The sequence below is a fragment of the Exiguobacterium sp. s80 genome (genome assembly GCF_018618725.1).
Lineage (GTDB): Bacteria > Bacillota > Bacilli > Exiguobacteriales > Exiguobacteriaceae > Exiguobacterium_A > Exiguobacterium_A oxidotolerans.
Genome location: NZ_JACSMP010000005.1, coordinates 144,732 through 169,680 on the forward strand (window position 1 = coordinate 144,732; position 24,949 = coordinate 169,680).

Annotated in this window: 22 protein-coding genes and 1 tRNA gene; 11 read left to right on the forward strand and 12 right to left on the reverse strand. The window is 44.3% G+C overall.

The window, feature by feature from the left end:
* Nucleotides 1-1,362, reverse strand: coding sequence for a sensor histidine kinase (locus KNP94_RS10960; protein WP_214766715.1), 1,362 nt, complete (start codon nt 1,360-1,362; stop codon nt 1-3).
* A gap of 166 nt (nt 1,363-1,528) precedes the next feature.
* Here KNP94_RS10960 and KNP94_RS10965 point away from each other — a divergent pair, with 166 nt between their 5' ends.
* A complete protein-coding gene (locus KNP94_RS10965; protein WP_214802501.1) occupies nt 1,529-2,098 on the forward strand; it encodes a YdhK family protein in 570 nt (189 codons plus the stop codon).
* Between the two features lie 45 nt (nt 2,099-2,143).
* Here the strand turns inward: KNP94_RS10965 and KNP94_RS10970 are convergent.
* Together KNP94_RS10970 and KNP94_RS10975 are read right to left on the reverse strand one after the other, a co-directional pair.
* Nucleotides 2,144-2,216, reverse strand: a tRNA-Val gene (locus KNP94_RS10970).
* Nucleotides 2,217-2,453: 237 nt separating this feature from the next.
* Nucleotides 2,454-3,080, reverse strand: coding sequence for a nitroreductase family protein (locus KNP94_RS10975; protein WP_088836325.1), 627 nt, complete (start codon nt 3,078-3,080; stop codon nt 2,454-2,456).
* Between the two features lie 192 nt (nt 3,081-3,272).
* Here KNP94_RS10975 and yhfH point away from each other — a divergent pair, with 192 nt between their 5' ends.
* The 4 genes from yhfH (at nt 3,273) to KNP94_RS10995 (ending at nt 6,150) form a co-directional block, all read left to right on the forward strand.
* Nucleotides 3,273-3,419: a protein YhfH gene (yhfH, locus tag KNP94_RS10980; protein WP_084157661.1), complete on the forward strand. Its 147-nt coding sequence runs from the start codon at nt 3,273-3,275 to the stop codon at nt 3,417-3,419.
* A 220-nt stretch (nt 3,420-3,639) separates the two neighbouring features.
* Nucleotides 3,640-4,485, forward strand: coding sequence for a polysaccharide deacetylase family protein (locus tag KNP94_RS10985; RefSeq protein ID WP_088836324.1), 846 nt, complete (start codon nt 3,640-3,642; stop codon nt 4,483-4,485).
* Between the two features lie 12 nt (nt 4,486-4,497).
* Entirely contained in the window at nt 4,498-5,148 is a 651-nt protein-coding gene (locus tag KNP94_RS10990) for a YkyA family protein (protein ID WP_214802504.1), read from the forward strand.
* 93 nt (nt 5,149-5,241) lie between these two features.
* Nucleotides 5,242-6,150 (forward strand): EamA family transporter, encoded by a 909-nt coding sequence (locus KNP94_RS10995; protein ID WP_029332642.1) that lies wholly within the window; start codon nt 5,242-5,244, stop codon nt 6,148-6,150.
* Nucleotides 6,151-6,209: 59 nt separating this feature from the next.
* Here KNP94_RS10995 and nagE read toward each other — a convergent pair whose 3' ends face one another.
* From nagE to KNP94_RS11010, 3 genes are all read right to left on the reverse strand, one after another.
* Nucleotides 6,210-7,718 (reverse strand): N-acetylglucosamine-specific PTS transporter subunit IIBC, encoded by a 1,509-nt coding sequence (gene nagE, locus KNP94_RS11000; protein ID WP_088836322.1) that lies wholly within the window; start codon nt 7,716-7,718, stop codon nt 6,210-6,212.
* Nucleotides 7,719-7,877: 159 nt separating this feature from the next.
* Entirely contained in the window at nt 7,878-8,075 is a 198-nt protein-coding gene (locus tag KNP94_RS11005; RefSeq protein ID WP_088836321.1) for a CsbD family protein, read from the reverse strand.
* A 117-nt stretch (nt 8,076-8,192) separates the two neighbouring features.
* Nucleotides 8,193-9,395, reverse strand: coding sequence for an ornithine--oxo-acid transaminase (locus KNP94_RS11010; protein WP_214805415.1), 1,203 nt, complete (start codon nt 9,393-9,395; stop codon nt 8,193-8,195).
* A 181-nt stretch (nt 9,396-9,576) separates the two neighbouring features.
* On the opposite strand from KNP94_RS11010, the gene KNP94_RS11015 reads away from it, so the two are divergent.
* Nucleotides 9,577-11,616 (forward strand): sensor domain-containing protein, encoded by a 2,040-nt coding sequence (locus KNP94_RS11015; RefSeq protein ID WP_215115643.1) that lies wholly within the window; start codon nt 9,577-9,579, stop codon nt 11,614-11,616.
* A gap of 412 nt (nt 11,617-12,028) precedes the next feature.
* Here the strand turns inward: KNP94_RS11015 and KNP94_RS11020 are convergent, their stop codons facing one another.
* A complete protein-coding gene (locus KNP94_RS11020) occupies nt 12,029-13,426 on the reverse strand; it encodes a basic amino acid/polyamine antiporter (protein ID WP_215115653.1) in 1,398 nt (465 codons plus the stop codon).
* Nucleotides 13,427-13,540: 114 nt separating this feature from the next.
* Here KNP94_RS11020 and KNP94_RS11025 point away from each other — a divergent pair, with 114 nt between their 5' ends.
* Nucleotides 13,541-14,224 carry an MgtC/SapB family protein gene (locus KNP94_RS11025; RefSeq protein WP_088838422.1) on the forward strand — a complete coding sequence of 228 codons (684 nt, stop codon included), beginning with the start codon at nt 13,541-13,543 and terminating at the stop codon, nt 14,222-14,224.
* A gap of 108 nt (nt 14,225-14,332) precedes the next feature.
* Nucleotides 14,333-15,967 carry a peptide ABC transporter substrate-binding protein gene (locus tag KNP94_RS11030; protein WP_215115644.1) on the forward strand — a complete coding sequence of 545 codons (1,635 nt, stop codon included), beginning with the start codon at nt 14,333-14,335 and terminating at the stop codon, nt 15,965-15,967.
* Between the two features lie 98 nt (nt 15,968-16,065).
* Here the strand turns inward: KNP94_RS11030 and KNP94_RS11035 are convergent, their stop codons facing one another.
* Entirely contained in the window at nt 16,066-16,323 is a 258-nt protein-coding gene (locus KNP94_RS11035) for a hypothetical protein (RefSeq protein ID WP_088836316.1), read from the reverse strand.
* Nucleotides 16,324-16,571: 248 nt separating this feature from the next.
* The gene (gene ade, locus KNP94_RS11040) at nt 16,572-18,308 is read right to left on the reverse strand and encodes an adenine deaminase (protein ID WP_088836315.1); all 1,737 of its coding nucleotides are present in this window, start codon (nt 18,306-18,308) and stop codon (nt 16,572-16,574) included.
* Nucleotides 18,309-18,435: 127 nt separating this feature from the next.
* On the opposite strand from ade, the gene KNP94_RS11045 reads away from it, so the two are divergent.
* Nucleotides 18,436-18,975 (forward strand): gamma carbonic anhydrase family protein, encoded by a 540-nt coding sequence (locus KNP94_RS11045; protein WP_088836314.1) that lies wholly within the window; start codon nt 18,436-18,438, stop codon nt 18,973-18,975.
* 108 nt (nt 18,976-19,083) lie between these two features.
* Entirely contained in the window at nt 19,084-19,281 is a 198-nt protein-coding gene (locus KNP94_RS11050; protein ID WP_088836313.1) for a hypothetical protein, read from the forward strand.
* A 132-nt stretch (nt 19,282-19,413) separates the two neighbouring features.
* Here the strand turns inward: KNP94_RS11050 and KNP94_RS11055 are convergent, their stop codons facing one another.
* On the reverse strand, nt 19,414-20,997 hold the full coding sequence (locus KNP94_RS11055) for an ABC transporter permease/substrate-binding protein (protein ID WP_088836312.1): 1,584 nt from the start codon (nt 20,995-20,997) through the stop codon (nt 19,414-19,416).
* On the reverse strand, nt 20,994-22,121 hold the full coding sequence (locus KNP94_RS11060; RefSeq protein ID WP_088836311.1) for an ABC transporter ATP-binding protein: 1,128 nt from the start codon (nt 22,119-22,121) through the stop codon (nt 20,994-20,996). Before KNP94_RS11060 ends, KNP94_RS11055 begins: the two co-directional genes overlap by 4 nt.
* A 191-nt stretch (nt 22,122-22,312) precedes the next feature.
* Here KNP94_RS11060 and KNP94_RS11065 point away from each other — a divergent pair, with 191 nt between their 5' ends.
* Nucleotides 22,313-23,512 (forward strand): LysM peptidoglycan-binding domain-containing protein, encoded by a 1,200-nt coding sequence (locus KNP94_RS11065; RefSeq protein WP_215115645.1) that lies wholly within the window; start codon nt 22,313-22,315, stop codon nt 23,510-23,512.
* Nucleotides 23,513-23,633: 121 nt separating this feature from the next.
* Here KNP94_RS11065 and lysA read toward each other — a convergent pair whose 3' ends face one another.
* On the reverse strand, nt 23,634-24,944 hold the full coding sequence (gene lysA / locus KNP94_RS11070) for a diaminopimelate decarboxylase (protein ID WP_215115646.1): 1,311 nt from the start codon (nt 24,942-24,944) through the stop codon (nt 23,634-23,636).
* Between the last annotated feature and the right edge of the window lie 5 nt (nt 24,945-24,949).

Here is a 24,949-nt window from a genome sequence, read left to right on the forward strand (position 1 = left end):
TTACACCTCCCATTGGACAGTTACTGTCGTCCCTTGATTTTTTCGACTTTTAATCTCTAAGCTAGCCCCATGCGCTTTGACGATGGCACTCGCAATCGCCAGACCGATTCCTGATCCGCCACGATTCCGAGAGCGCGACGGTTCACTTCGGTACAACCGTTCTGTGACCCGCTTGATTTCATTTTCCTCTATCCCAATCCCCGTATCTCGAACCGTAAAAAAGGGCCCACCTGAATTTCTACCATAATTGATTTCAATGGATCCGGTTTCTGTATACTTCCGTGCGTTATCAAGAAGATTCAATACGACTTGACCAAGACGAACGTCATCTCCTTCAATCGTTACAGCGTCACCCATGACCGTTAGTGTTAATCCTTCCGCTTCAATCGCGGGACGAACTTTCTCGACAAGTGATGGAATGAGTTGCTCAAGTGATACCGGTAACCGTTTAATCAAGAATTCATTTTCATCTAAACGTGCTAATAGAAGAAGTTGCTCAATTAATTCCGTCACCTGCGTGCTTTCCTCTTGAATAATCTTAATATACGAAGCTTTTTCAGATTCTGTTAAACCAGGTCGGCTTAAGATATCCGCATAACCTTTCATATAAGTTAACGGTGTTCTCAATTCATGGGAAACATTTGCTAAAAATTCGGTACGTTCTCGATTCAGAAGATCGAGATCTTTCGCAAGTTTTGTAATCGAACGTGCCAACGCGCCTAGTTCGTCTTGCCGTTCGACCGGCAAATCAGCAGACAAGTTCCCTCTACCAAGTTCTGCCGTCGCCCGTTCCATTTCGATTAAAGGACGTGAAATCACCCGCGTAAAGAACCACACAACAAAGACCGTCAAGACGAGTGCGACGATTCCCATTCGTATAAATTGCCGGGTTAACGGATCAACTACTCGTTGTACTAAATCTGCCTGGGCGAACATGAACACATGACCTACATGTTTTCCCGATACAGTGATCGGGCTATCTGTCATCAAATAGTGCCCTTTCGTCTCGGATGGATTAACAATCCGACTGTTTTTTTGGTATGTAAAGTCGGTATGGACAAGTTTTTGTCGCATCTCATCCGTCAGTCGGTCAGATGTACTTTTGATTTGTCCATATTGATCGGTCACGACAACCGTGAACTCGGACGTCGATTCCATCAAATTGACATGATGAATCGTCTGTTCCGTAAAAGATTGCTCGAGTACATCACGATGCGTATCTCCCCGATTCAACAGACCTAACATGACTTCATCCGAACGATCTTCGACAAGATTCAAGTACAATGCACCGAACAAAATACCTCCAGTCACTAAAAAAGCACTCAAAAATAGGACTCCGATATAGTGCGATATGCGTTTCAAGTCATCCCTCCTTATACCATGCTCTTCTTGTTCATTATAAACATCAATTGATTTTAGACTCCAACTGAACGGTACAGGATGCAGAAATGTCACGCTTTCTGCACGGTTTCTGCACGAATAATGGGTAAAGTAATCGTGTCATCACATTATACAGGGGGAATTTAAAATGAAGAAAACAATCGTAGCAAGCCTCACATTATCGACGGCCTTATTGCTTGGTGCATGCGGGAATGATCAATCTAAAGAATCAAATCAAGACGATATGCAGAGTGAAATGCAAGATGATTCACATGAAGGGATGATGCATTCGAGTGACGGGGATTTACCGGAGGGCATTAAAAAAGCAACCAATCCTAAATTCGAGGTCGGCTCAACAGCAATCATGTCGTCGAAGCATATGAAAGGAATGGATGGAGCGGAAGCGACAATTGCCGGTGCATTTGATACGACCGTTTATGCCGTGAGCTTTACACCAACAGATGGCGGAAAGAAAGTGACCAATCATAAATGGGTCGTCCAGGAAGAGTTAACACCAGTCCCCTCTTCTCCACTTAAAAAAGGTGACACGACGACAATTGATGCTGACCATATGACTGGTATGAATGGTGCCAAAGCAACAATCGACAGCGCTGAACAAACAACCGTTTACATGGTCGACTTTAAACCGACGACGGGCCGCGACACTGTCAAAAATCACAAGTGGGTGACAGAAGACGAACTTCAAACGAACGAATAAACTAAAAAAGTCCCGTTCATCAAATGATGAACGGGACTTTTAGTATGATTCTGACTGGGCTCGAACCAGCGACCTCTACCCTGTCAAGGTAGCGCTCTCCCAGCTGAGCTACAGAATCATGATGCAGTACGTTATGTACTTGCTAGGACATTTATTAATATAGCAAGAAACTAAACAGCTGGCAAGTAGTTTCCGTAAAAAAAATAATTTTTTCATAAAAAAACAGTCGAGCTGACTCAAAAAGAAATCACCTTTCTTTTTACGCGCTTTTTTTGCAAGCGTCGCGTGAAGCAAGTGATTCCTTTTAAACAAGATGGGTGTGGCACATGTTTACTTTTGAGTCAGCCCCTTGTTTTTATAATATTGTTGTCACTTGATCGACTGGTAAGCGAAGTGCCGGGCGTTTTTTCGCATTTTCAACGGCTTTACCGACAGCAATCAACATAACAGGTACAAAACGCTCTTCCGTAATGAACGTATCGGCGAATACTTGATGATCGAAACCGCCCATCGCAAGCGTCGAGAGCCCTTTCGCTTCTGCCACGAGCATCAACTGCATCGCAGCTAAGCTGGCATTCGACATTGCCGCGTCACGGCCGTATGCAGCACTTTGGTAGGCACCTTCTACTTGCCCTTTGATCGAGTCAAATAACTCTTCCGTCATGCCGCCCGCTTCGACAGCTGGTCCGTAGACCGGATTGTAATTACGGTTTGCCTGCGTATCACCCAGCACGGCGATGACGACTGAAGAAGACGTGATGGCTGGTTGATTGTAGGCAATCGGTGCGAGCTGTTGTTTCGCTTCTTCTGAGTGGAAGGCGATAAAATGCCAATGTTGTAAGTTCCAAGCACTTGGTGCAGCTGTTGTTAATTCGATTAATTCTTTTACTTCCGTTTCAGTTAATGTAAATGACGCATCATAATGACGAACAGAACGTCGTTCATTCAATGTTTGCAGTGTTTCTGAAAAAGTTTGGTTCATGATGTAATCCCCCTTAATAGTATCTAATTTACTTTGATATCGTATCATCCTGTTTCTCGACTGTCATATGACAAGACTTACTTAACTTCATCTGTTATAAAACAATTATTGACTTTAATCATCTGTACTAATACAATAAGATTATATAAACAACGTTGTATACACATTGATTGCCATTAGGAGGAGATACAAATGGAACAGCCACTTTACCAAGAGACATCTGCTGAATTTTATCGTCAACTCCCTGCAAAAACTTGTGCTACCTGTGGAAAAGAGATGGATGAACAATGCGAATCTTACCAGTCCGAATGTACGGATTGCACAGTCACTGAACAATAAGTGAGCTATAACAAAGAGGACAAACAGATCCAAACGGGTCTGCTTGTCCTCTTTTTCATATTTAATTTAAATCAAATATCATCTGTTTTAATCTAACTTACTGAGTCATAATTTGAAAAATCTTACTCAGTTATCTTTTTGTAACATGTTTGTTACAAATGAAACAGACAAAATGTTACAGTTAACCTATACGATTTTCTGCAAAGGAGCTATAACAGCGATGGATTCATACAACACTGGAAATCCGATTGGTCTTGGACCACGAAAACGACATTCTAAGAACAAATTTCTTCGCAAGCTATCGATTTTATTCACCTTACTTTTACTTTCTGTCGGTGGATTCATCGCCTATCAATACATCAAGCCGAAACAACAGCTCGCTACTGTAACGGTCACAACGCTCGGACAAGTCCCTGTTGCTAACATGGAAAAATCCCGGGTCGATCAATGGAATGGTGTGACAAAAAAAGTCGCCTATTTAACGTTTGAGGATGGTCCTAGCGCCTTAACCACAGACATTTTAAATGAACTGGCGCAACAACAAGTCAAAGCTACTTTCTTTTTCATCGGAAGCAACATCGACGCCCAGCCGACGTTTGTAAAAGATACCGCAACAGCAGGACATTACATCGGTTTGCATAGTGAGACCCATGACTATGAAACGCTCTATAAGAAAAAACAATATGTCAAAGAGATGCTGAGCGTCCAAAAAAAGATTAATCAGTTAACGGGACATTCGCCTCTTCTGACGCGTCCTCCGTATGGCTCGTCTCCCGGTATTTCAAAAACGATTGCGAATGATGTGGCGTCTGCGAATCTACGTGTCTGGGACTGGTCGATTGATTCGATGGATTGGTATTACAAAGACAGTGCAAAAGAAGTCGCAAAAACTGTCATCGACCGGGCAGAAGATCCCTTCGAAATTATTTTATTACATGAACAACCACAAACGTTACGCGCACTTCCGGCAATCGTTGCCGGTTTAAAGAAAAAAGGCTATCAGTTTTCGATTTATGATGAAGACTTCCATATTCCGTTTAATTTTGTTCAGCAATCCAATCTATAAGGAGTTTCGTTCATGAAAAAAATATACCTGTCTCTCACTTTTCTCTCGAGTTGTGCTGCGTTACTTTTAAGTGGTTGTTCAACAGATTCCTCTATGGACTTTTATGACAAACTCGAGGAGCACGCAACATACGAACAAGACGCGACCACGCTCGCAGAGTCTAGAAGTAGAAAAGATGAAATTTCCGTTAACACGTACCAAGCAGTTCTCGATGCAGGAGCCGAGGAAATCAAGCGGTCACAAAATGAACGTGAGGAATTAATGGCTTTAAACGAAGAACGATCCTCTTTGCTTGAACAAGAACAATCGTTGCGCCGAGAGGCTTTCGCCAAGTTAGATATGCAAGAATTAAAAGATTACGTCGCAGAACTCGAAACCGGACCGAAACGTGAAGGATCTCGCGTGATTGAAGTCATCGAACAGCGTGAACAAGCATTTACTACGTTCGTTAAGCAGTATACCGCTTCAATGAACGCGGAGGAAAAATTACTCTCCTACTTGACCGAGAAACCGAACTTCGTTAAGATTGATGAAGCAACAGCCGACTTAAATCGTACTACGCGTCAGGCTACAGCTACGTTAAACGATTTTAATCGTTTAACTGCTCGCTACAATGAATTAAAACCCGCCTTTTACAAAGAGGTAGGTCTCAACATTAAATAACTCACACAGGTTGCAACCAAACCCTGTCCAAAAAACCTGGACAAGGCCCTGTTGCAACCTTTTTTGTGCGTTCTAAAACATGGAGGCAACTAAATGAATCGATCAAAAGCAACACTTTTCGTTTTAATCGGCGCTATCAGTTACGGTGTCCTTTCAACGATTGTCAAACTAGCATATGCTGCCGGCTTCGACTCTGCTACAGTTTCAGGAAGTCAGTTTCTCTTCGGATGGCTCATGATTTTCATCCTTGCGCTATTTACAAAAAATCTACGTCTCGCACCTACGACCGCTATGAAACTGGTCATTATCGGCATCTCCAGTGGGACGACAGGTTACCTTTACTATCAGAGCCTGCAGACAATATCTGCTTCCGTCGCAATCATCTTATTGTTCCAATTTACGTGGATTGGTGTTGTTATCGATTCAATCATTTCGAAACGCTTACCTTCACGGGCACACTTCTTGTCAGCAATCCTCTTGATTGGCGGAGCCATTTTGGCAAGTGCTGCTTACACGAGTTCGCTTGACTTCCGCGGAACGTTGTTCGGATTAGGAGCAGCGGTCAGCTTCTCCATCTTTTTACTCGCGAGCGGACGTGTCGCAAATCATCTTCCTGTCATCAAAAAGAGCTTTTATATGATGACAGGTGGGTTACTTTTCGTCATGATTATGTATCCACCTACTACTTTCTTGAGCGAAACAAATTTTGAGAATGGAATGTTGCTTTATGCCCTTCCACTCGGCTTATTCGCTTTGATTTTACCACCACTTTTATTTGCTGCAGGTGCACCACATCTCAGTCCTGCCAGCGTCTCATTGCTCGGGGCTGCCGAGCTCCCAACAGCAGTTATCTGTTCTGTGCTCATTTTAGGCGAACATTTAATGGGCTCGCAATGGATTGGTATCATCATCATCTTAGTCGGTATTTTTTATCCGATTTATGCCCACGCCCCAAAACAAAAAACAGTCACTGCGTCGCACAATCAACGTGACTTTTCTTAAAAGTGTACCTCCCTTCAAAACAAAAGACCATCGCTCATGAGCGATGGTCTTTTGTTTACTTATTTTTGACGTTTCATGGCATCCGCGACGAATTCAACATCTGTCCCGATGATGATTTGGACGTTTGTCGCCCCCATCTTCATGACACCTTTTGCACCAGCGGCTTTAATCGCTGCTTCATCAATTACACTTGTATCTTTGACTTGTAAACGTAAACGTGTTGCACAATTATCAATCGCCGTCACATTTTCCGTACCTTGTAGACCTGCAAAGATTTTTGCTGCTTGTTGCTCATACTTATCATCTGAAACACCTGTTACGATACCCGTGTCTGTTACGAGCGATTCATCTTCACGACCTGGTGTTTTTAAATCAAACTTCGTAATCATGAAGTAGAACAGGAAGTAATAGATGACCGCGAACGCGAGACCAACCGGAATCAGCAACAACGGTTTTGTAGCGATTCCAAAATTCAAGGCATAGTCGATAAAACCGGCCGAGAATGAGAAACCATGCAATACTCCGATTAAATTGACGACGGCCATCGAAAGACCTGTCAAAACAGCATGCATGACATACAAGACGGGTGAAAGGAACATGAATGAAAATTCAATCGGCTCTGTAATCCCCGTTAGGAAAGAAGTCAATCCTAAACCGATCATCGCTCCGGCAACAGCTTTTCGATTTTCTTTTCGTGCTGCCATCACCATTGCAGCAGCAGCTGCCGGTAGCGCAAACATCATAATCGGGAAGAAACCAGCCTGATAGATACCCGCTGTCGGATCTCCGGCAAAGAAACGGGCAATGTCTCCATTGACGATCGTCCCGTCTGCTTTTTCATACGACCCGAAGACGAACCAAAAAATATTGTTTAAGACATGATGAAGACCGACAGGAATCAAGAGACGGTTGAAGAATCCAAACAGTGCGGCACCGCCTGCTCCGAGGCTGACCATCCATTCTCCTGCACCATTGATCCCATCTTCGATGAACGGCCATAAGTAACCAAAGATAAAAGCTAAAACGAGCATGACAGCAGAGGTGATGATCGGAACGAACCGTCTCCCACCAAAGAATGCTAACCAATCTGGAAGTTTAATGTTATAAAAACGATTGTAAAGCAACCCAGCTGTAATTCCGGCAATGATTCCGCCAAATACAGCCATATTGACCATCGAACCGAGACTCGCCTGATTCGCAATCGCACTCAAGGTCGCACCGTCAGCTTTCGTCGAAGAGTCATTGACAATGGCCGCTATCGCATCATACTTCGCTTGAATTTGGGCGTTGGAATAATCTTTGTTCATTGAATCAACACCATTTTTTAAAACGAGATAACCAACTGCCCCAGCTAATCCGGCTGCCCCGCTGGCATCAATCGAAAGTCCGATTGCGACACCAATAGCGAAGATGAGCGGCAGGTTATCAAAAATTGCCCCTCCCGCTGCAACCATCAATGGGATATCCAGCATGTCTGCCGATCCGAGTCGTAAGACAATCCCTGCGGCTGGTAATACGGCGATTGGTAACATTAAGGCTTTACCAATCCGTTGAAGAAATTGCAACATACACTTCATCCTTTCTTAAGTAAATAATGATTTGTGATAGAACAATGAAAACGCTTTTACAACTGTTATTATTTCATATAAACATCTAAATGACTAGACCTTTATACAAATTTATTCATAAAAAAAGTACCCGAACGTTCGGGTACTTTCAGCCATGCATTAATGACGATTCGTATCCTCAAGATCTTGCTGGACATTTCCGACTGTCTTTTTCGCGCCGCCTTTTAGTTGATCTTTCTTCCCATCACGTTCTGTTGATTTATCCCCTGTTGCTTTACCAAGTGCCTCTTTTGCTTTACCTGCTGCTTTATCGACTGCACCATCGAGCTTTTTATTCAAACCACTGTTATCTGACATATTCATTACCCCCTATTTTTTATGCGAATAATAGTATTTTCCCACCTCTAAAAGAATCAAACATAAAAAAGAAAAAGACTTCCCGTCATTATCGACTGGGAAGTCTTGATCCCTCCATTATTGCGTTACTGAAGCGCCTAATACTTGTTCGATTCGTTCAAAGGCCCAGTCGAGCTCTTCTTTCGTGATGACGAGTGGCGGTGCAAAACGAATGACCGTCTCATGCGTTTCTTTACAGAGCAAACCTTTTTCTTTTAATGCTTCACAATATGGACGAGCCGCTTCTGTCAACTCAACCCCGATGAAAAGACCGCGTCCGCGGACTTCTTTAATGATTGGATTTTTAATTTGTTTTAGTTTCTCCATGAAATACGTTCCGAGTTCGAGCGACCGCTCAGGTAACTTCTCATCTTCAAGTACTTCAAGCGAAGCAACTGAAACGGCACATGCTAATGGATTTCCACCAAACGTTGAGCCATGCGAGCCTGGATTAAAGACATTCAGTACGTCCCGATTTGCCGCGACACATGAAATCGGGAATACTCCGCCCCCTAATGCTTTTCCGAGAATATACATGTCTGGCGTCACTTCGTCCCAATCCGAAGCAAACCACTTGCCTGAACGTCCGAGACCTGATTGGATTTCGTCAGCCACGAGCAGGACGTTCTGCTCTTTACAGACAGCTTGGGCGTCTTTTAAGAACCCTTCGTACGGAATCAAGATTCCCGCTTCCCCTTGAATCGGCTCAACGATGAAAGCTGCCGTATTTTCAGTGATTGCACCTTTTAAGGCTTCCAGGTCACCATAGGGAATCGTTTTGATTCCAGGTAACAGTGGTCCAAAACCACGTTGGTATTCTGCTTCCGTCGACATGGAAACAGCAGTCATCGTCCGCCCATGGAAGTTTCCTTCGCACACGATAATCTCAGCGTCGCCCGGAACCCGTTTTACTTCATACGCCCAACGTCGTGCAGCTTTCACTGCTGTTTCGACGGCTTCTGCACCGGTGTTCATTGGTAGAACCATATCTTTATTCGTCAACTTCGCTACTTTTTCATAGAAGAAACCTAACTGATCATTATGGAACGCACGTGACGTCAACGTAATCTTATCAGCCTGGCGTTTTAAAGCTTCGATGATTTTAGGATGACGATGCCCTTGATTGACGGCTGAGTAAGCACTGAGCATATCCATATACTGACGTCCTTCCGGATCTTTGACGAAGACGCCTTCCGCTTCTGAAATGACGATTGGAAGTGGATGATAGTTATGTGCCCCGAACTGCTCTGTCTGTTGAATGATTTTTTCTGTTTGATTCATAAATAGTCCCCCTTTGACTCTTTAGAAAACGCTTTCAAATCGATTATAACAGATTCCTCAAAATAATCTTCATACAAAAATTAAACATCTAAGAGGGTTTATCTGCATGTTGATTGAATATATTGGGAATAGACAAGACAACTGAACTATCAATTTGCGTAACAAGGAGTGTGTGCATGTAATGGACCGTTCGACCATTGATTCCTATGAAGTCGTCATGAGTAAGTTCCCCTTACCTGCCTTCATCTTAAATCTGGATTTAACCGTTCGTATCTGGAACCCTTCGGCTGAAGACTATTGGGGATGGTCTGCAGATGAAGTGTTAGGTCGAACACTTCCGTTATTAAATCCGGAAGACGTTGCTTTTAGTGAACAGATTTGGAAATCATTTTTAGAACGTCGTCAGGCCATTCAACTTCCGAACACGTATTTTTTACACAAAACAGGTACAAGCATGACCTCGACAATGTTGATCACACCACTGTTTGACGATAGCGATGAATACGTCATAGGTGCTTCTTTTTGTAGTCTTCCTTCAACCGCTCAACATTCTGGTACGAAACCGCTCTTTCAAGGATTGATGGACTTACGCTATGCGTTTGATCAAATCGCCTGTGTCCTCGTTTTGGATGCACGGGGCACTATCGCTTATGCGAACGCCAACATGGTCGATTTCACAGGTTTTTGTCCGAATCAGCTAATCAAGCGCCCTTGGACGCAGTTGCTCAGTGCAGCCGAAAACGAAGTATTGATGACCATCCGCTCGCAAATTAAACAAAAAAAAGCCTGGTCCGGAAAAGTACCGATTGAAACGTCATCGTCCGAAAAAAAGTTTCTCCAAGCGACACTTATTCCGATTTATGATGCGGCCGGTGTCCGGTTCCAACACCTATTTATCGGGACTGATGTGACCGAAACAACGCGTCTTGAAGAGGAACTTGATTTTCTAGTCCACCATAACGAAATGACGCACTTACTCAATCGACGTGGATTTTTAAGAGAAGGTGCAACAATGTTCAATCACGCTTCACCCACTCAGCCGCTCGCTTTAATCTTATTTGATATCGATCGTTTCAAAGTCATCAATGATTCGTTCGGAACGCACATCGGTGATCAACTTTTACAAGCATTAGCCATTCGTCTCTCACAGCAGACAGAAGGTACCTTAACCTTTCATCCAATGAGTTATTTATTCGGTCTACTCATTCCCGCTTCCGACAGAAATATGTTGTTCCAACTCGTCCGTAAGCTCCAACAAGTCATTCAACGCCCTTACTACATTAATGGTCATTCATTAATCATCTCCTGTACGTTCGGAATCACGCTCTATCCGTCAGAGGCCAGTTCACTCGAAGATTTATTCCGGCGATCAGAAATGGCACTATACTCAGGAAAAGCTGTCGGAACAGGAACGATTCAATATTTAACACATGAAATGGATCAACAATTTACACGAAAAGTACAGCTTGAACGTTCTTTATTTACAGCTTTGGAAGATGGCGCGTTCTCACTCGCTTATCAGCCAATCATCAACTTGAAAACGAGACGTGTGAATGGCTTCGAGGCATTGCTGCGTTGGAATCATACAGCACTCGGAAGTATTCCGCCGGCTGAGTTCATTCCGCTTGCCGAAGAAGTAGCACTCATCACACCCATCAATAACTGGGTCGTACTCGAGGCGTGCGAACAACTAGCCAAGTGGCAACAGACGATTGATCCTAAGCTGACGATGGCCATCAACATTTCCCCCCACCAGTTCCAAAGCGATTCCTTTATCCGGACGCTCCAACACTTGATTTCAAATAAAATAATCTCGCCTCGCTCAGTGACGCTTGAGATGACAGAAAACATCGCTATCCTACAAACGCAGCGAACACTCGAACGGATGCAATTGATCAAGTCACTCGGTTTCCGCCTGTCCATCGATGATTTCGGAACAGGTTATTCTTCACTTCAATATTTAAGTGCTTTTCCAATTGATGAACTCAAAATCGATAAAACTTTTATTGATGGGATTGACGTTGGAAATGTAGGATTATTAGATTCCATTATTCAACTAGGTCGGAATTTGAACCTTAATTTAGTTGCGGAAGGAGTCGAAACTTCCAGCGCTGAAGCGTATCTAAAAACAACATCATGTCAACAGATGCAAGGATTCATCTTCGCAAAACCTTTATCCGTCGACGAGGTCGACAAACGATTTAATTCCTCAACTAGCTGATATCGCTTGTTTAACAATACAAAAAGGGCTGACTCAAAAGTCAGCCCTTCAGCGTGTAGACAAATTATTAAGAAGCGCAAACATGCGGTATCGAGATGCAATCCGTTCGCGCTTCCCTGTCTCGCCTCGTCTTCAAAGCGGCAATCTTTCGCGCTCTAAACCGTCTCCATGCCCGGCTTTCCGTCACGGTGTTATCTAAAAAGCGTCACGTTTCGTTGACTCCTATGGGGAAAAATGCGTTTTTGACGCACGTTCAGAGGCAGGCAAGACCCTGCTCGTTGTCCGCTAGGATCCAAGGAGCAACGGCTTGCGCCTCGCCCGAGGAAAGCAACGAAAAAAGATGCTTGATCTCCCGATAGCACGTTGTCTACAGTCGGAAGGGCTGACTCAATAGTCAGCCCTTTTTTTACGATTACAACTGGATTTGACCAGCGATCATACCATAAATGGCGATCCCTGCTAAAATTACGAGCACACCGCTCGCGATCATCTCGTAACGTGACATGCCACTACGTTTTTGCTCACGTTCTGCTAACGAGTAGGCAATGATACCCGGAGCATAAACCAATGCTGCAATGACGATGTACCAAATACCCGACGCATACACGAGCCAAATCGAATAGAAGGAAGCAATAATAGAGAAAATCAACATCTTCGTATTGCGTTCCGCCTTAGAGAAACGAACGCTATAGATCGCCGACAACAAGTACGGTAAAAGTGCACAGATCCCGGCAATACTCGATAAAACAAGATACGTTTGGGCCGAGAACAAAGCAATCGCCGCAACGAGTTGTGTCGCAATTTGTGTGATAAGCAATGCGCCGACGGGTGCTCCGTTCCGGTTCGTCTTCGCGAACACTTTTGGAAAAGCTCCATCTTTTGCGACAAGATAGGAAATCTCTGAAGCTAAAATCGTCCAACCGAGCAAAGCACCAGACAACGAGATAATTAATCCAATCATGATGATGGTTGCACCGACCGGTCCGATTGCGGCTTCCAAAACATACGCCATTGTCGGTTCATTTAATCCGGCTAGTTGCTCTTGCGTCAGGACACCGAGTGATAACACTGAAATCAAGATGTAAATGACGAGTACGCCGACGAGACCTGTCACGGTCGCCTTACCGACATCACTCCGCTTGTTCGCACGTGACGATAAGACGACGGCTCCCTCAATCCCGACGAATGCCCAAAGCGTGACAAGCATCGTTCCCTTCACTTGTTCAAAAATCGATCCAAGCTCCGTTCCCTCTCCCCAAAAATTAAGATTGAACGTGCGTACATTAAACGCAATCCCAACGAGCAGAATGAAGATTAGGATGGGGACAAGCTTAGCGATTGTCGTAATCAAGTTAACGAGTGTTGCTTCTTTAATCCCACTCGAGACAATCCAAAACAGTCCCCACACGACGACGACACTCATCATCAATAAAAATAGTCGATTTTCCGCTGAAAAAATCGGGAAGAAATAACTGAGTGCATTAAAGACTAACGTGATATTCGCAACGGTACCGATCCAGGCGGATACCCAGTACCCCCAAGCGCTATTGAAACCAACGAAACGACCGAAGCCTTCTCGTGCATACGCATAAATACCACCTTCAAGCTCCGGCTTACTATTCGCCAAGTGCTGAAAAACTAATGCCAACATAATCATACCGAGCCCTGTAATGCTCCAACCGATTAAAATCGGACCAGCACTTGCTTTTTGAGCCATCGCTCCTGGCAGGTTAAAGGCTCCCCCTCCAACCATCGAACCGATGACCATTGCTGCTAATGCAAAAAAACCAATCTTTTGTTGATTCATGATGTAAACACTTCCTCCAAATCTGTATATCTATTCATATTAAACGTATATTCATTCGAAGACACAAAGTTCATTATAACAAAACCCACTTCAATGTAAAGAAAGGATTTGATGATGATGGCATGGGTGCATTCGTTCCAACTAGAGGACTTATATAAATTAATGATTGCCGCAACATTTGGAATCATTATCGGATTCGAACGTGAAGTCAAAAACAAGCCAGTTGGTATACGTACTAGCCTCGTAATTACCCTGATCAGTTGCCTGTTAACCATCGTTTCAATCAACTCCGTTATTTTTTATGAAAACATTGCTTCTCATGTCCAGATGGATCCGATGCGAATCGTCGCCCAAATCGTCGCCGGAATTGGATTCATCGGAGCCGGCGTCATCCTCCGACGTCCACATGATATCGTCAGTGGTTTGACGACAGCAGCAATTATCTGGGCAGCGAGCGGCATCGGGATTGCCGTCGGTGCAGGATTCATTATTGAGTCAAGCTTTCTCGTACTTTTTCTATTCGTTTCGCTCGAAAGTATCACCTGGATCATGAAACGATTCAACAACAGCCGGTTTGAAGCAAACGTCATCGTCGCTCATTTGACTTTACCGGAAACACTCGATGCAGAAACGGTTAAAAAAGCGCTCGAACAACAAGGGGTCCGGATTACGAATATTCGTTTACGCGGCACGCCACAGCAATTGACATTGCGGATGTACTCGCCTCACCGTGTCACGATTTTCATACTTTATGACTACTTGAAATCGCTCGGAATTGGGCAAATAGACCTTGATCAGTGAGAATTATCAGAAAATTTATGTTGCATTTTCATCCATTTTCACTTAAATTTACATTATGTTCAAACTTTTCTGAAATTATTTTAAATTAATCGGGGGGTCATTTTTCACATGAAGAAACAGACTAAAATCGCCTTTGCTGGCTTATCGAGCATGGCGCTACTCGCAGTAGCAGCTTGTGGTCAGGATAATGAATCGAACGGTAGCTCGTCATCAGATGGTAACAAAAAACAAGAAGTGACATTTATCTCTACAACGGATGTCCCACAACTCGATCCAACGAAAACGACGGACTCGACATCAATCATCGTGACAAACAACGTATTCGAAGGCCTTTATCGTCTGGATGGTGAAAATAAACCAACGCCTGGGATGGCTGAAAGTGTTGAAGTATCCGATGATAAACAAACATATACCTTCAAACTACGCAAAGATGCAAAATGGTCGGATGGATCATCGGTCACAGCGGATGATTTCATTTACTCATGGAAACGTGCACTTGATCCGAAAACAGGCGCTGAATATGCGTACATCTTACAGGATTTGAAAAATGCCAATAAAATCATGGCGGGTGAAGCAGAACTCGACGAACTCGGCGTCAAAAAAATCAACGAACAAACACTCGAAGTTCAGCTCGAAGCACCTGCACCGTATTTCCTTGGTTTGACGAGTTTCCCTACGTACTTACCACTTAAGCAATCATTCGTCGAAGAAAAAGGCGACAAATTCGCGATGAATGTTGAATCGATGAACTTCAATGGACCTTTTATCTTGTCAGATTGGCAATCGAACGCCGGATGGACATACAAAAAGAATCCAGATTACTGGGACAAAGCAAACGTCAAAATGGATAAAATCGATGTGAAGGTCGTAAAAGAAATCTCGACCGGCGTCAACTTATTCGAGTCAAAAGAAGTTGATTTCGCACCGATCACTTCTGAATTCGTTTCACAATACGAACAGTCAGAAGACTACAAAACACGTCCAGACGCACGAATCAATTTCTTACGCTTCAACCAGAAAAATAAAGCACTTCAAAATGAGAACATCCGTAAAGCCCTTGCACTTGGTTTCGAGAAGCAAGGCATCACAGATGTCATCCTGAACGATGGATCAGAACCTGCGAACTTCATCGTCGCAAAAGATTTCACGTTCACACCGGACGGCGAAGACTTCCGTGCGAAATACCCAGACCTTCAAAGCTTTGACGCTGCAGAGGCGAAAAAAGCCTGGGAGGCCGGTCTAAAAGAGTTAGGTGTTAAAACAGTTGAACTCGATATGCTTTCACGAGATGAGGATGCCTTCAAAAAGGTATCTGAATTCTTAAAAGGTGATCTCGAGAAGAACTTGCCTGGCTTGACGGTCAAAATCAAGCAACAACCGTTCAAAAACTTCCTTGATCTTGAGTCAAAAGGTGACTATGACATCTCCGCTGCCGGCTGGGGTCCTGACTACCAGGATCCAATGACGTTCCTCGACATGTGGTTAACGGACGGAAGCTTTAACCGGATGAACTACTCGAATAAAGAGTTTGATCAACTTGTTAAAGATGCGAAGAAAGAAACAGATGAAGCAAAACGTTGGTCAGATCTTCAAGAAGCTGAAAAAATGCTTCTCGCAGAAGATTATGCAATTGCTCCAATCTATCAAAAAGGTGAAGCTTACTTGCAACGGGCTAACATCGACAAATTATACCGCCACCCATTTGGTGCTGACATGAGCTTTAAATGGATGGAAGTTAAGTAAGTAACATATGGAATCCAAAAATCCATTCCGGTGGGTTTTTGGATTTTTTTATTTCATAAAACAACAAAGACCCCTTCTGCCGGAGCCGTCTGGGGTCTTTACTGTGCGATTTGTTTATAGAATTCAATTTTTTCATGTTGTCCCTCTTCTACTGCTCTGAAAAACTCGGCGAAAAATTCATACAACACCGTTCGCTCTTGATAGGTCGGACCTGCTTGACGGATGACAGAAAATGCAAGGTTTCGCAGTTGACGTTTTGTTCGTCGCCGCTCTGGCAACTCATGAAATTGGTCGATAAACGAGCGATAGACGCAAGCAATCAGTTCTTGATGTCCTTCAAAATACGATTTATCCATACGATCCTTCCTTTCTTTTTTCTTTTATATTTTACGAATCAAGGGTTAAAAAGTTTCACTAAAAGTGATGTTTTTCACAGATGATATAAAAACAACTATAACAAGGATCAGATAATGATTCAACTTGGAAAATATTAAGTTTCAATAACAAATGTAAAGGAATGATGGGATTTGAGGCGGGAAGGAAATCAATAAAGCAGGTGAACACTAGTCGTAGTGAGTGTTCACCTTTTTTAATTCGTGTTTCTTTATTTTGGGGCCTGCGTCTTAATATGTTGGAAGGTTTTGACGTCAAACAGTCCGCTGTCCGTCAATTTCAAGTTCGGAATGACGGGTAAGCAAAGGAACGACATCGTCAAATACGGATTGAATGAACGATCCGCTTCTAGTACATCCAGTGCATCGTTTAACTTTTCTAACGTAGCTCCGACTTCCTCGAACGGACGACTCGTCATCAAACCGGCGATCTCAAGTGGCAGTTCTGCCAAGACGTCCTCACCTTTGACCGCGATGACGCCTCCCCCCGCTTTAACGAGACGCTCTGCTGCAAGCTTCATCTCCGCATCTGAAGTACCGACGATGACGAGGTTATGTGAATCATGGGCGACCGTCGCGGCAATCGCTCCACGTTTCATACCGAATCCTTGGACAATGCCAACTGCTGAGAAGTCTGTTCCGTTATGGCGTTCGATGACAGCAATCTTTAATAAATCTTGCGCTGTATCCTGCACAAACATTCCATCGACGACGGGCACATCCAACACGAGATGGTTCGTAACAATGCTTTTCGGAATAACTCCGATAACATTTGCTTTCGGGTGCGCGAGTGGCAGTTCAAACACTGTGTCCGTGATTTCTTTCGTTTTTAATTCACCGCGCAAATTAGGTGGGACCGTTACTTTTGGAGACGTAATGATTGTTTTACCATCCCGAGCGACCGGTTCGCCTTTTACGAACACTTCACGAATCACTACACGATCAGGATCCGTCAAAAGAACGTAATCCGCCCGGCGTCCTGGGACGATTGCCCCGCGATCTTGTAATGCATAGGCATTTGCTGCATGGAGTGATGCCATCGCATATGCCGTTTCCCGTTTAATCCCATGCTCGATCGCATAGCGCACGTTGTAGTCGATCGTTCCCTCACGTAATGTATCATCCAAATGTTTATCGTCTGTACAGAATAAGAAGCGACTCGCATTGCTTTCCGTTACGGCATCAAGTACTTCTTTTAAATTCCGGGCTGCCGATCCTTCACGGACTTCGACATACAAACCTCTGCGTGCACGTATGAGCGCTTCTTCTTTCGTAACCGCTTCATGATCCGTCCGGATGCCGGCAACCCCGTAGATATTGACTTCACGTGCACCAAGACCTGCTGCATGACCATCAACGAGCTTTCCTGCTGCTTCAATCTGCTCGATTTTCTGTAGCATGTCCGCATCGGCACGTTCGACCGCCGGGTAATCCATTACTTCTCCCAAGCCATGGACACCCGGATGATTGACGAACGGTACTAAGTCGGCTGCCTTTAACGACGCCCCTGCGTGTTCGAACGACGTCGCCGGAACACAGCTCGGTAACATCATCCGTACATCAAGACGAAGCTGTTCCGCGTCATCTAACATGAACTGTAGACCGTCCGCTCCCTTGACGTTAGCAATTTCGTGTGGATCGGCGATTACCGTCGTCACTCCGAGCGGTAAGATGGCCTGTTCATATTCACTCGGTGTCACCATCGAAGATTCGATATGGACGTGTCCATCGATGAAACTCGGTGCGATATATTGATCCGTTCCATCAATGTTCTCTTCACCTTCATAGCCGTCCCCAACGGCGGCGATGTAGCCTGAATCGATTGCGACATCCGCTTGATAGGTCTCACGTGTCATCACATCAATGACCTGAATGCCTTGATAGACAATTGCCGCTTTCTGTTTTTTCGCAGCAATCGCGATAAGTCGTGCTCGAACTGTAGTATCCATCCTATATCCTCCTATAATGACCGGTATTTTTACCATCTTACAATTAGATTGTAAGCAGTTGCAATTTATTTTTCGGGAGTTCAAGATAAAAGAGGTAATTCTTAATCGAAAGTGAGGACAAGCAATCATGAAGTATCGCGTCGGAAACTTAATTCCAAAGGTCGATCCAAGCGTATATATCGCAGACGGTGCAAAAGTCATCGGTGAAGTCGAGATCGGGAAAGATTCAAGTGTCTGGTTCAACACCGTCATCCGCGGGGATGAAGGGCTCATCTCAATCGGGGAGCGGGTTAACATTCAAGATGGTTCGATGATTCATCAATATGAGGAATACTCAACGATTATCGAAGATGATGTCACGATTGGACATATGGCCATGATTCACGGAGGCATCATTCGAAAAGGCGCATTAATCGGCATGTCAGCCACAATTTTAGACGAAGCAGAAATCGGAACCGGTTCGTTCGTCGCTGCCGGTAGCCTCGTTCCACCTAAAATGGTCGTCCCTCCGAATTCGCTCGTCATGGGCGTCCCTGCAAAAGTCATTCGCGAAATCAATGATCACGACCGGTTCATCATGGAGCGGACTGTCAAAAAATATATCAAGCGCGGACAACAGTACGCTGCTGATTGTGTACCTTTATCTGAAGATATGACAGCCTTGTGAAAACACTTACAATATTCACCTGTTTTTAACATTTCCCCTCTCGTTCGTTTACATGTTGCGCGTACACTAAAGGTGTAGCACATGAATCGAGATTGAGGGGGATATGAGATGATTCCATTATTCGCAGAGCGATTGATGTCTGATTTATTTTTGTCGACGAGCAATCCAAGTTATGGTCTTCCTACATTACCTGAACACGAAGCAGATTGGTTGACGATTGAAGTCCAACAGCGTATTGTTAATGATGCCGAGCAAAAATCTTTGAGTTCAGGAACAACTCAACCAAGAGAGGAAGAACGTGTATGATTCAGCAAAACACCGTTCGCGCTTGGCTCGCTAGTCGAATCAAAAAATAATGATCTTATTTTCCAAAACGATATAGCGCGTCAGCGCGCATATAAAGAGCCGAAGCGGATTCCCGCCTCGGCTCTCTTTTTATTATTTTTTAATCATACCTTCTTCAATCAAGAACTCACGTGCGACATCTTCTGGTCGTTCTTTTTCGACGTCAGCCTTAAAGTTCAATTCTTGCATCTTCTCATCCGTGATTTTATCTTTTAACATATTGAGAACTTCTTTTAATTCTGGATGTTCATCCAACGTTTCTTGACGAACGATTGGGACCGCGTAATACGGTGGGAAGAATTCTTTATCATCCTCAAGGACCGTCAAATCAAATTTCTTCAACAATCCATCTGTCGAAAAACTATCGATGACGTTCGTTTTTCCATTCGTCAATGCCGTATAACGAAGCCCACCATCAACAGGCTGGACATCTTTGAATTTCATGTCCGGATATTTCTCTTTCAAGCCAAGGTATCCGTCTTCACGATTCGCGAACTCAATTGTTGAACCAAGAATCAGACGATTACTGACAGCAGCCATATCAGAGACTGTTTTCAAATCATATTTTTCGATGTCTTCTTTTGTCATCGCTAATGCGTACGTGTTATTGAAACCAATCGGATCGAGGACATCGACCTGACTTTTCGCTGGAATCATTTTTTTAACTTTTTCATACACGACTTCTGGATCCGTTTCTACTTCTTGTTTGAGTACATCGATCAGAAGCGTCCCCGTATAGTCTACATACGCGTCAATTTCTCCAGTCTCAAGCGCACCATAGGCAACTTTTGTACCACCGAGGTTTAATTGACGTTCAACTTCTAAGTCGGTCTTATCTTCGATTAAATCAGCCAACATGTTCCCTAAAATCAATTGTTCCGTAAAGTTCTTTGAACCGATGACGATTTTATCCGGCTTCAAGAACGAATACGCAACCGTTCCACCAATTAATAAAACGACGATACTCGCAATTGCGATTTTCTTACCAGCCGACATCGCTTTGCGACGTTTACGTGTCCGATTTTTGACCCGTCCGTCTGCCAGCTTAATTCCGTTTGGTGCGACCGAATATTCAATCCGGCTGACGATGAAGTCAATCGCAAGCGCTAAAATACCTGCTGGAATCGCACCGGCTAAAATCTGATTGTTATCAACGGTTTGAATACCGGAGAAGACAAGATAACCAAGTCCACCGGCACCGATGAACGCAGAAATCGTCATCAATCCAACCGCTGTAACGGCAGAAATCCGAATTCCGGCCATCATGATCGGTAGGGCAAGCGGAATTTGAACCTTTCCTAAAACTTGTCGTTCGGTCAGTCCAATCCCTTTTGCAGCTTCCAACATATCTCCCGGAATACTTGATAAACCTGTGTACGTATTTTTGACAATCGGGAGTAATGAATACAAGACGACCATGATAATCGCCGGTGTCGAGCCGATCCCGATGAACGGAATCAAGAAACCAAGTAACGCGAGACTCGGAACCGCCTGAACGACACTCGTCAAGGCGAGGACTGGTTTAGCGAACCGTTGATAACGCGTAATTAAAATACCGAGCGGAATCCCTAAGATAACTGCGATGACGACCGCAAATACGGTCAGCTGTAAGTGTTCAAGTAATAAGTTCCAGATTTGATCAGTGTTATTTTTTACATAGTCAAAAAATCCACTCATTGCACTTCCTCCTCCTGAATGAACTGCTCACTCAAGACGGAAAGCAAGCTACTTCGTGTAATCAAGCCGCGTAATTGACCGGCTTTGTTCGTTACAGGTAAATAACCTGTTTCTTCATGGTTCATTACTTCTAATACATCAAGCAGTGAATCCTGTTCATCGACGGCAACAAGTTCACCTTCCATGATTTCTTCAATTCGTTGACTCTTATCTGAAACCGTTTGGATGTTTTTCAATTTAACGATTCCCTGTAATGTACGATCACGATCTGTAATCAGCAGGCTATCCACTTTTCGTCCACGCATGATTTCTATCCCTTGCAGCAACGTCCGCTTACCACTGATTGAGACGGGATCTTCAATCATGATATCTTCTGCTTTAATGAACGCCGGACTACTCCAAATTTTATTTTTTCCAATGAATGATTCAACATATTCATCTTTTGGATGTCGTAAAATTTCTTCGGGTGTATCAAATTGAACAATTTCCCCATCACGCATGATACATATCCGATCGGCTAGCTTGATCGCTTCATCCATATCATGGGTGACGAATACGATAGTTTTCTTTACTTCTTCTTGGAGATTAAATAATTCTTCTTGGAGGTCGTTGCGGGTAACGGGGTCGAGCGCACTAAACGGTTCGTCCATTAAAATAACATCTGGATCATTCATCAATGCACGGGCAAAACCGACACGTTGTTGTTGTCCACCACTGAGTTCGCTTGGGTAACGGTCAATGAATTGTTTCGGGTCGAGGCCGACCATTTGGAGAAGTTCTTCTGTCCGTTGATCCATTTGATCGTGATCTTTTCCTTCAAGACCGGCAATCAATTGAATATTTTCACGAACGGTCATGTGTGGGAATAGACCGGTTTGTTGAATGACGTAGCCCATATGGCGTCTCAGTTCAATCGTATCCGTCTTCATGATGTCCTTCCCATTCACTAAAATCGTTCCTGAAGAGGGCTCAATCAAACGGTTGATCATCTTGAGCGATGTTGTTTTTCCACAGCCACTCGGACCGATGAATACAACGAGTTCACCCGCTTTGATTTCTAGCGTTAAGCCTTTTAAGACAACATTGTCCTTAAATTGCTTCCCGACATTTTTAAATTCGATCATCCATATTTCACTCCTTTTACTATTTCCATATATTATGTTTTCCCTATTTTTTTTGAATTCAAACAATATTTTTCGTTTTTTTGTTTAAATCTCGAAATAAACGGGAATTGTTCTGTTTTTTTGTTAAAAAAGGGTAATGATAAGTAAAGCGTTTGCGGAAGTGTCAGCGGACTGAAAAGGAGGAAATCATAATGCGAAAAAAATGGCTTCGGTTACTTGTTGTCTTGTTACTGATGTTCATTCCATTATCCAGTTATCAGCTACCAGTCGAAGCAGCTAGCTCAACATTCATCACGAAAGGTTCGACAACGAACAAAGTGGTGGCATTGACGTTCGATGACGGGGCGGATGGTACAAACATCGGTAAAATTCTCAGTATCTTAAAAAGTAACAATGTCAAAGCAACCTTCTTCCTGACCGGTGCCGGTGCCGCGAATCACCCACAGTCGATCAAAAATATCGCGAATGCAACACCGACGCATCAAATTGGAAATCACTCCTACAGTCACCCCGATTTTACGACTTTGTCTGCAAGTCAGATGACAAGTGAATTGACACGGACGGAAAGTCTGCTTAACTCATTAACGGGACAGACAACAAAACCAATTTTCCGGGCTCCATTTGGTGCAAGCAACAGTGCTGTTTTAGCAGTCGTCGGTAATGCAGGTTACACGAAAACGATTCAATGGAACATCGATACGACGGACTGGAAAGGAATCAGTTCTACCGCAATCTTGAACCGCGTCATTCCGAACATCGTTCCGGGATCGATTGTCTTAATGCATACGGGTGCCGGTGCATCCGGAACCCCAACCGCCCTTCCTTCAATGATTACGCAACTGAAAGCTAAAGGGTATACGTTCGTTACGGTTTCTGAATTACTGCAACTCCCGACTTCAGGTAGTAAAACGTATACCGTCAAGTCTGGCGATACGCTCTATAAAATCGCAAACCTCTATAACATTTCTGTCAGCGCTTTAGCTAAAGCAAATAACATCACCAACTTTAACCTGATTTCTGTCGGACAAATCTTGACGATTCCCGGTACGTCGACGACACCTCCCCCAACCTCAACGACTTCTTATACCGTCAAAAGCGGGGATACACTCTATTCTATCGCTCGGAAGTACGACGTTTCCGTCAGTGCACTCGCTTCAGCAAACAACATCACTAACCTCAATTTGATTTCTGTTGGTCAAGTGTTGAAAATTCCCGGTACGTCAACAACACCTCCCCCAACAACGACTTCTTATACCGTCAAAAGTGGAGATACGCTTTATGCGATTGCCCGTAAGTACAATGTGACAGTCAGCTCGCTCGCAGCAGCGAATAAGATTACGAATGTCAGCTTGATTTCAATCGGACAAGTATTGGTCATCCCATCCAAATAATTTGACTTGATGTTCCCTCAAAACGTTTCGAAACACCATCTTTCGGCAGATAAACCTGTTTCCTGAAATTTAAAACAGCAAGCCTTTCTCGTTTCGGTCGACGGGGAAGGCTTGCTGTTTATTAAGATCGTACGTTTTCTAGACCGAGATCACACGTAACGAGATCCGCATATGTTTGGCGTCGGACGACTTCCCGCGCTTCCCCTTGATTGACGAAGACGACTGCCGGACGTAAAAATTGATTGTAGTTGCTCGCCATCGAGAAATTATAGGCGCCCGTCCCGAAGACCGCCAGCGTATCCCCGCTAGCCGGTTCCGCCAATTGCGCTTTTTCTGCGACTAAATCGCCGGATTCGCAAGCAGCACCAACGACCGTCACTTCGCGCAGCGTTCCTGTCACCCGATTGGCGATGACTGTTTCGTAGACTGCACCGTACAGCGCAGGACGGATATTGTCTGCCATGCCGCCATCAACAGACAGATACGTCCGAACCCCTTGGACTTCTTTAATCGCCCCGACCGTATAGAGTGTCGTCCCGGCATTCGCGACAACCCACCGCCCTGGTTCAATCCCAATCCGTGGACGTTCGATTCCAAGTCGTGTCGACTCTTCCTCGATGATTGCCATGACGTGCTCCATCGTCTGTTCAAAATCAAGCGGGACATCGTCTTTCGTATACGCAATCCCGAATCCACCGCCGACGTTGACTTCGCTCGCCGTGAATTCCGTTTCTTGACGAATCGTTTCGACAAACCCCATCATCGTCCGCGCCGTCCGCTCGAACAACAAAAGATCTTGGATTTGTGATCCAACGTGACAATGAATACCGAGCAGGACAAGATGTTCCGACGCTAAGATTGCCCGAACGGCTTCAAGATACGATTCATCATGGGTCGAGAATCCAAATTTCGTATCAACGCCGCCCGTCTGAATTTTAGTATGTGCCCCACCGATGACCTGGGGGACGATTCGAATCAATACGTTTACCGTCTGACAAGCATCTGCTGCAATTTGTTCGAGCTGTGCAATCTCACCGTAATGGTCGATGACGATTTTTCCGACGCCTTCTTCGACGGCATACCGTAAATCCTGCGTCGATTTGTTCGAGCCGTGGAAATAGATCCGTTCTGCCGGTACGCCCGCTTGACGCGCGATGTAAAGCTCGCCCCCCGTCACGACATCGATTCCGAGTCCGTGACGTACGACTTGCTGATAGACGGCACCAATCGTCAACGCTTTTGAAGCAAAGGAAGCATACGTATTCGGATATTTCGTTAAGAAACCATCTCGTACGGTCGCTAAACGGTCTGTCAGTTCACGCTCTGCCATCACGTAAAGGGGTGTTCCATATTGTGCTGCTAAATCTGTTGCTGCGATACCATCGATTTGAAGCGTGTTGTCTTGTTCCGTCAAATACGAGCTTCCGTACATAAATA

Bases quoted from the DNA above. Each gene is read 5' to 3' on its own strand.
- lysA (WP_215115646.1), bottom strand. From the start codon at position 24,944: ATGTACGGAAGCTCGTATTTGACGGAACAAGACAACACGCTTCAAATC.
- KNP94_RS10965 (WP_214802501.1), top strand. From the start codon at position 1,529: ATGAAGAAAACAATCGTAGCAAGCCTCACATTATCGACGGCCTTATTG.
- KNP94_RS11050 (WP_088836313.1), top strand. From the start codon at position 19,084: ATGATTCCATTATTCGCAGAGCGATTGATGTCTGATTTATTTTTGTCG.
- KNP94_RS10985 (WP_088836324.1), top strand. From the start codon at position 3,640: ATGGATTCATACAACACTGGAAATCCGATTGGTCTTGGACCACGAAAA.
- KNP94_RS10975 (WP_088836325.1), bottom strand. From the start codon at position 3,080: ATGAACCAAACTTTTTCAGAAACACTGCAAACATTGAATGAACGACGT.
- KNP94_RS11025 (WP_088838422.1), top strand. From the start codon at position 13,541: ATGGCATGGGTGCATTCGTTCCAACTAGAGGACTTATATAAATTAATG.
- KNP94_RS11055 (WP_088836312.1), bottom strand. From the start codon at position 20,997: ATGAGTGGATTTTTTGACTATGTAAAAAATAACACTGATCAAATCTGG.
- nagE (WP_088836322.1), bottom strand. From the start codon at position 7,718: ATGTTGCAATTTCTTCAACGGATTGGTAAAGCCTTAATGTTACCAATC.
- KNP94_RS11045 (WP_088836314.1), top strand. From the start codon at position 18,436: ATGAAGTATCGCGTCGGAAACTTAATTCCAAAGGTCGATCCAAGCGTA.
- KNP94_RS10990 (WP_214802504.1), top strand. From the start codon at position 4,498: ATGAAAAAAATATACCTGTCTCTCACTTTTCTCTCGAGTTGTGCTGCG.
- KNP94_RS11010 (WP_214805415.1), bottom strand. From the start codon at position 9,395: ATGAATCAAACAGAAAAAATCATTCAACAGACAGAGCAGTTCGGGGCA.
- ade (WP_088836315.1), bottom strand. From the start codon at position 18,308: ATGGATACTACAGTTCGAGCACGACTTATCGCGATTGCTGCGAAAAAA.
- KNP94_RS11035 (WP_088836316.1), bottom strand. From the start codon at position 16,323: ATGGATAAATCGTATTTTGAAGGACATCAAGAACTGATTGCTTGCGTC.
- KNP94_RS11015 (WP_215115643.1), top strand. From the start codon at position 9,577: ATGGACCGTTCGACCATTGATTCCTATGAAGTCGTCATGAGTAAGTTC.
- KNP94_RS10995 (WP_029332642.1), top strand. From the start codon at position 5,242: ATGAATCGATCAAAAGCAACACTTTTCGTTTTAATCGGCGCTATCAGT.
- KNP94_RS11030 (WP_215115644.1), top strand. From the start codon at position 14,333: ATGAAGAAACAGACTAAAATCGCCTTTGCTGGCTTATCGAGCATGGCG.
- KNP94_RS11060 (WP_088836311.1), bottom strand. From the start codon at position 22,121: ATGATCGAATTTAAAAATGTCGGGAAGCAATTTAAGGACAATGTTGTC.
- yhfH (WP_084157661.1), top strand. From the start codon at position 3,273: ATGGAACAGCCACTTTACCAAGAGACATCTGCTGAATTTTATCGTCAA.
- KNP94_RS11005 (WP_088836321.1), bottom strand. From the start codon at position 8,075: ATGTCAGATAACAGTGGTTTGAATAAAAAGCTCGATGGTGCAGTCGAT.
- KNP94_RS11065 (WP_215115645.1), top strand. From the start codon at position 22,313: ATGCGAAAAAAATGGCTTCGGTTACTTGTTGTCTTGTTACTGATGTTC.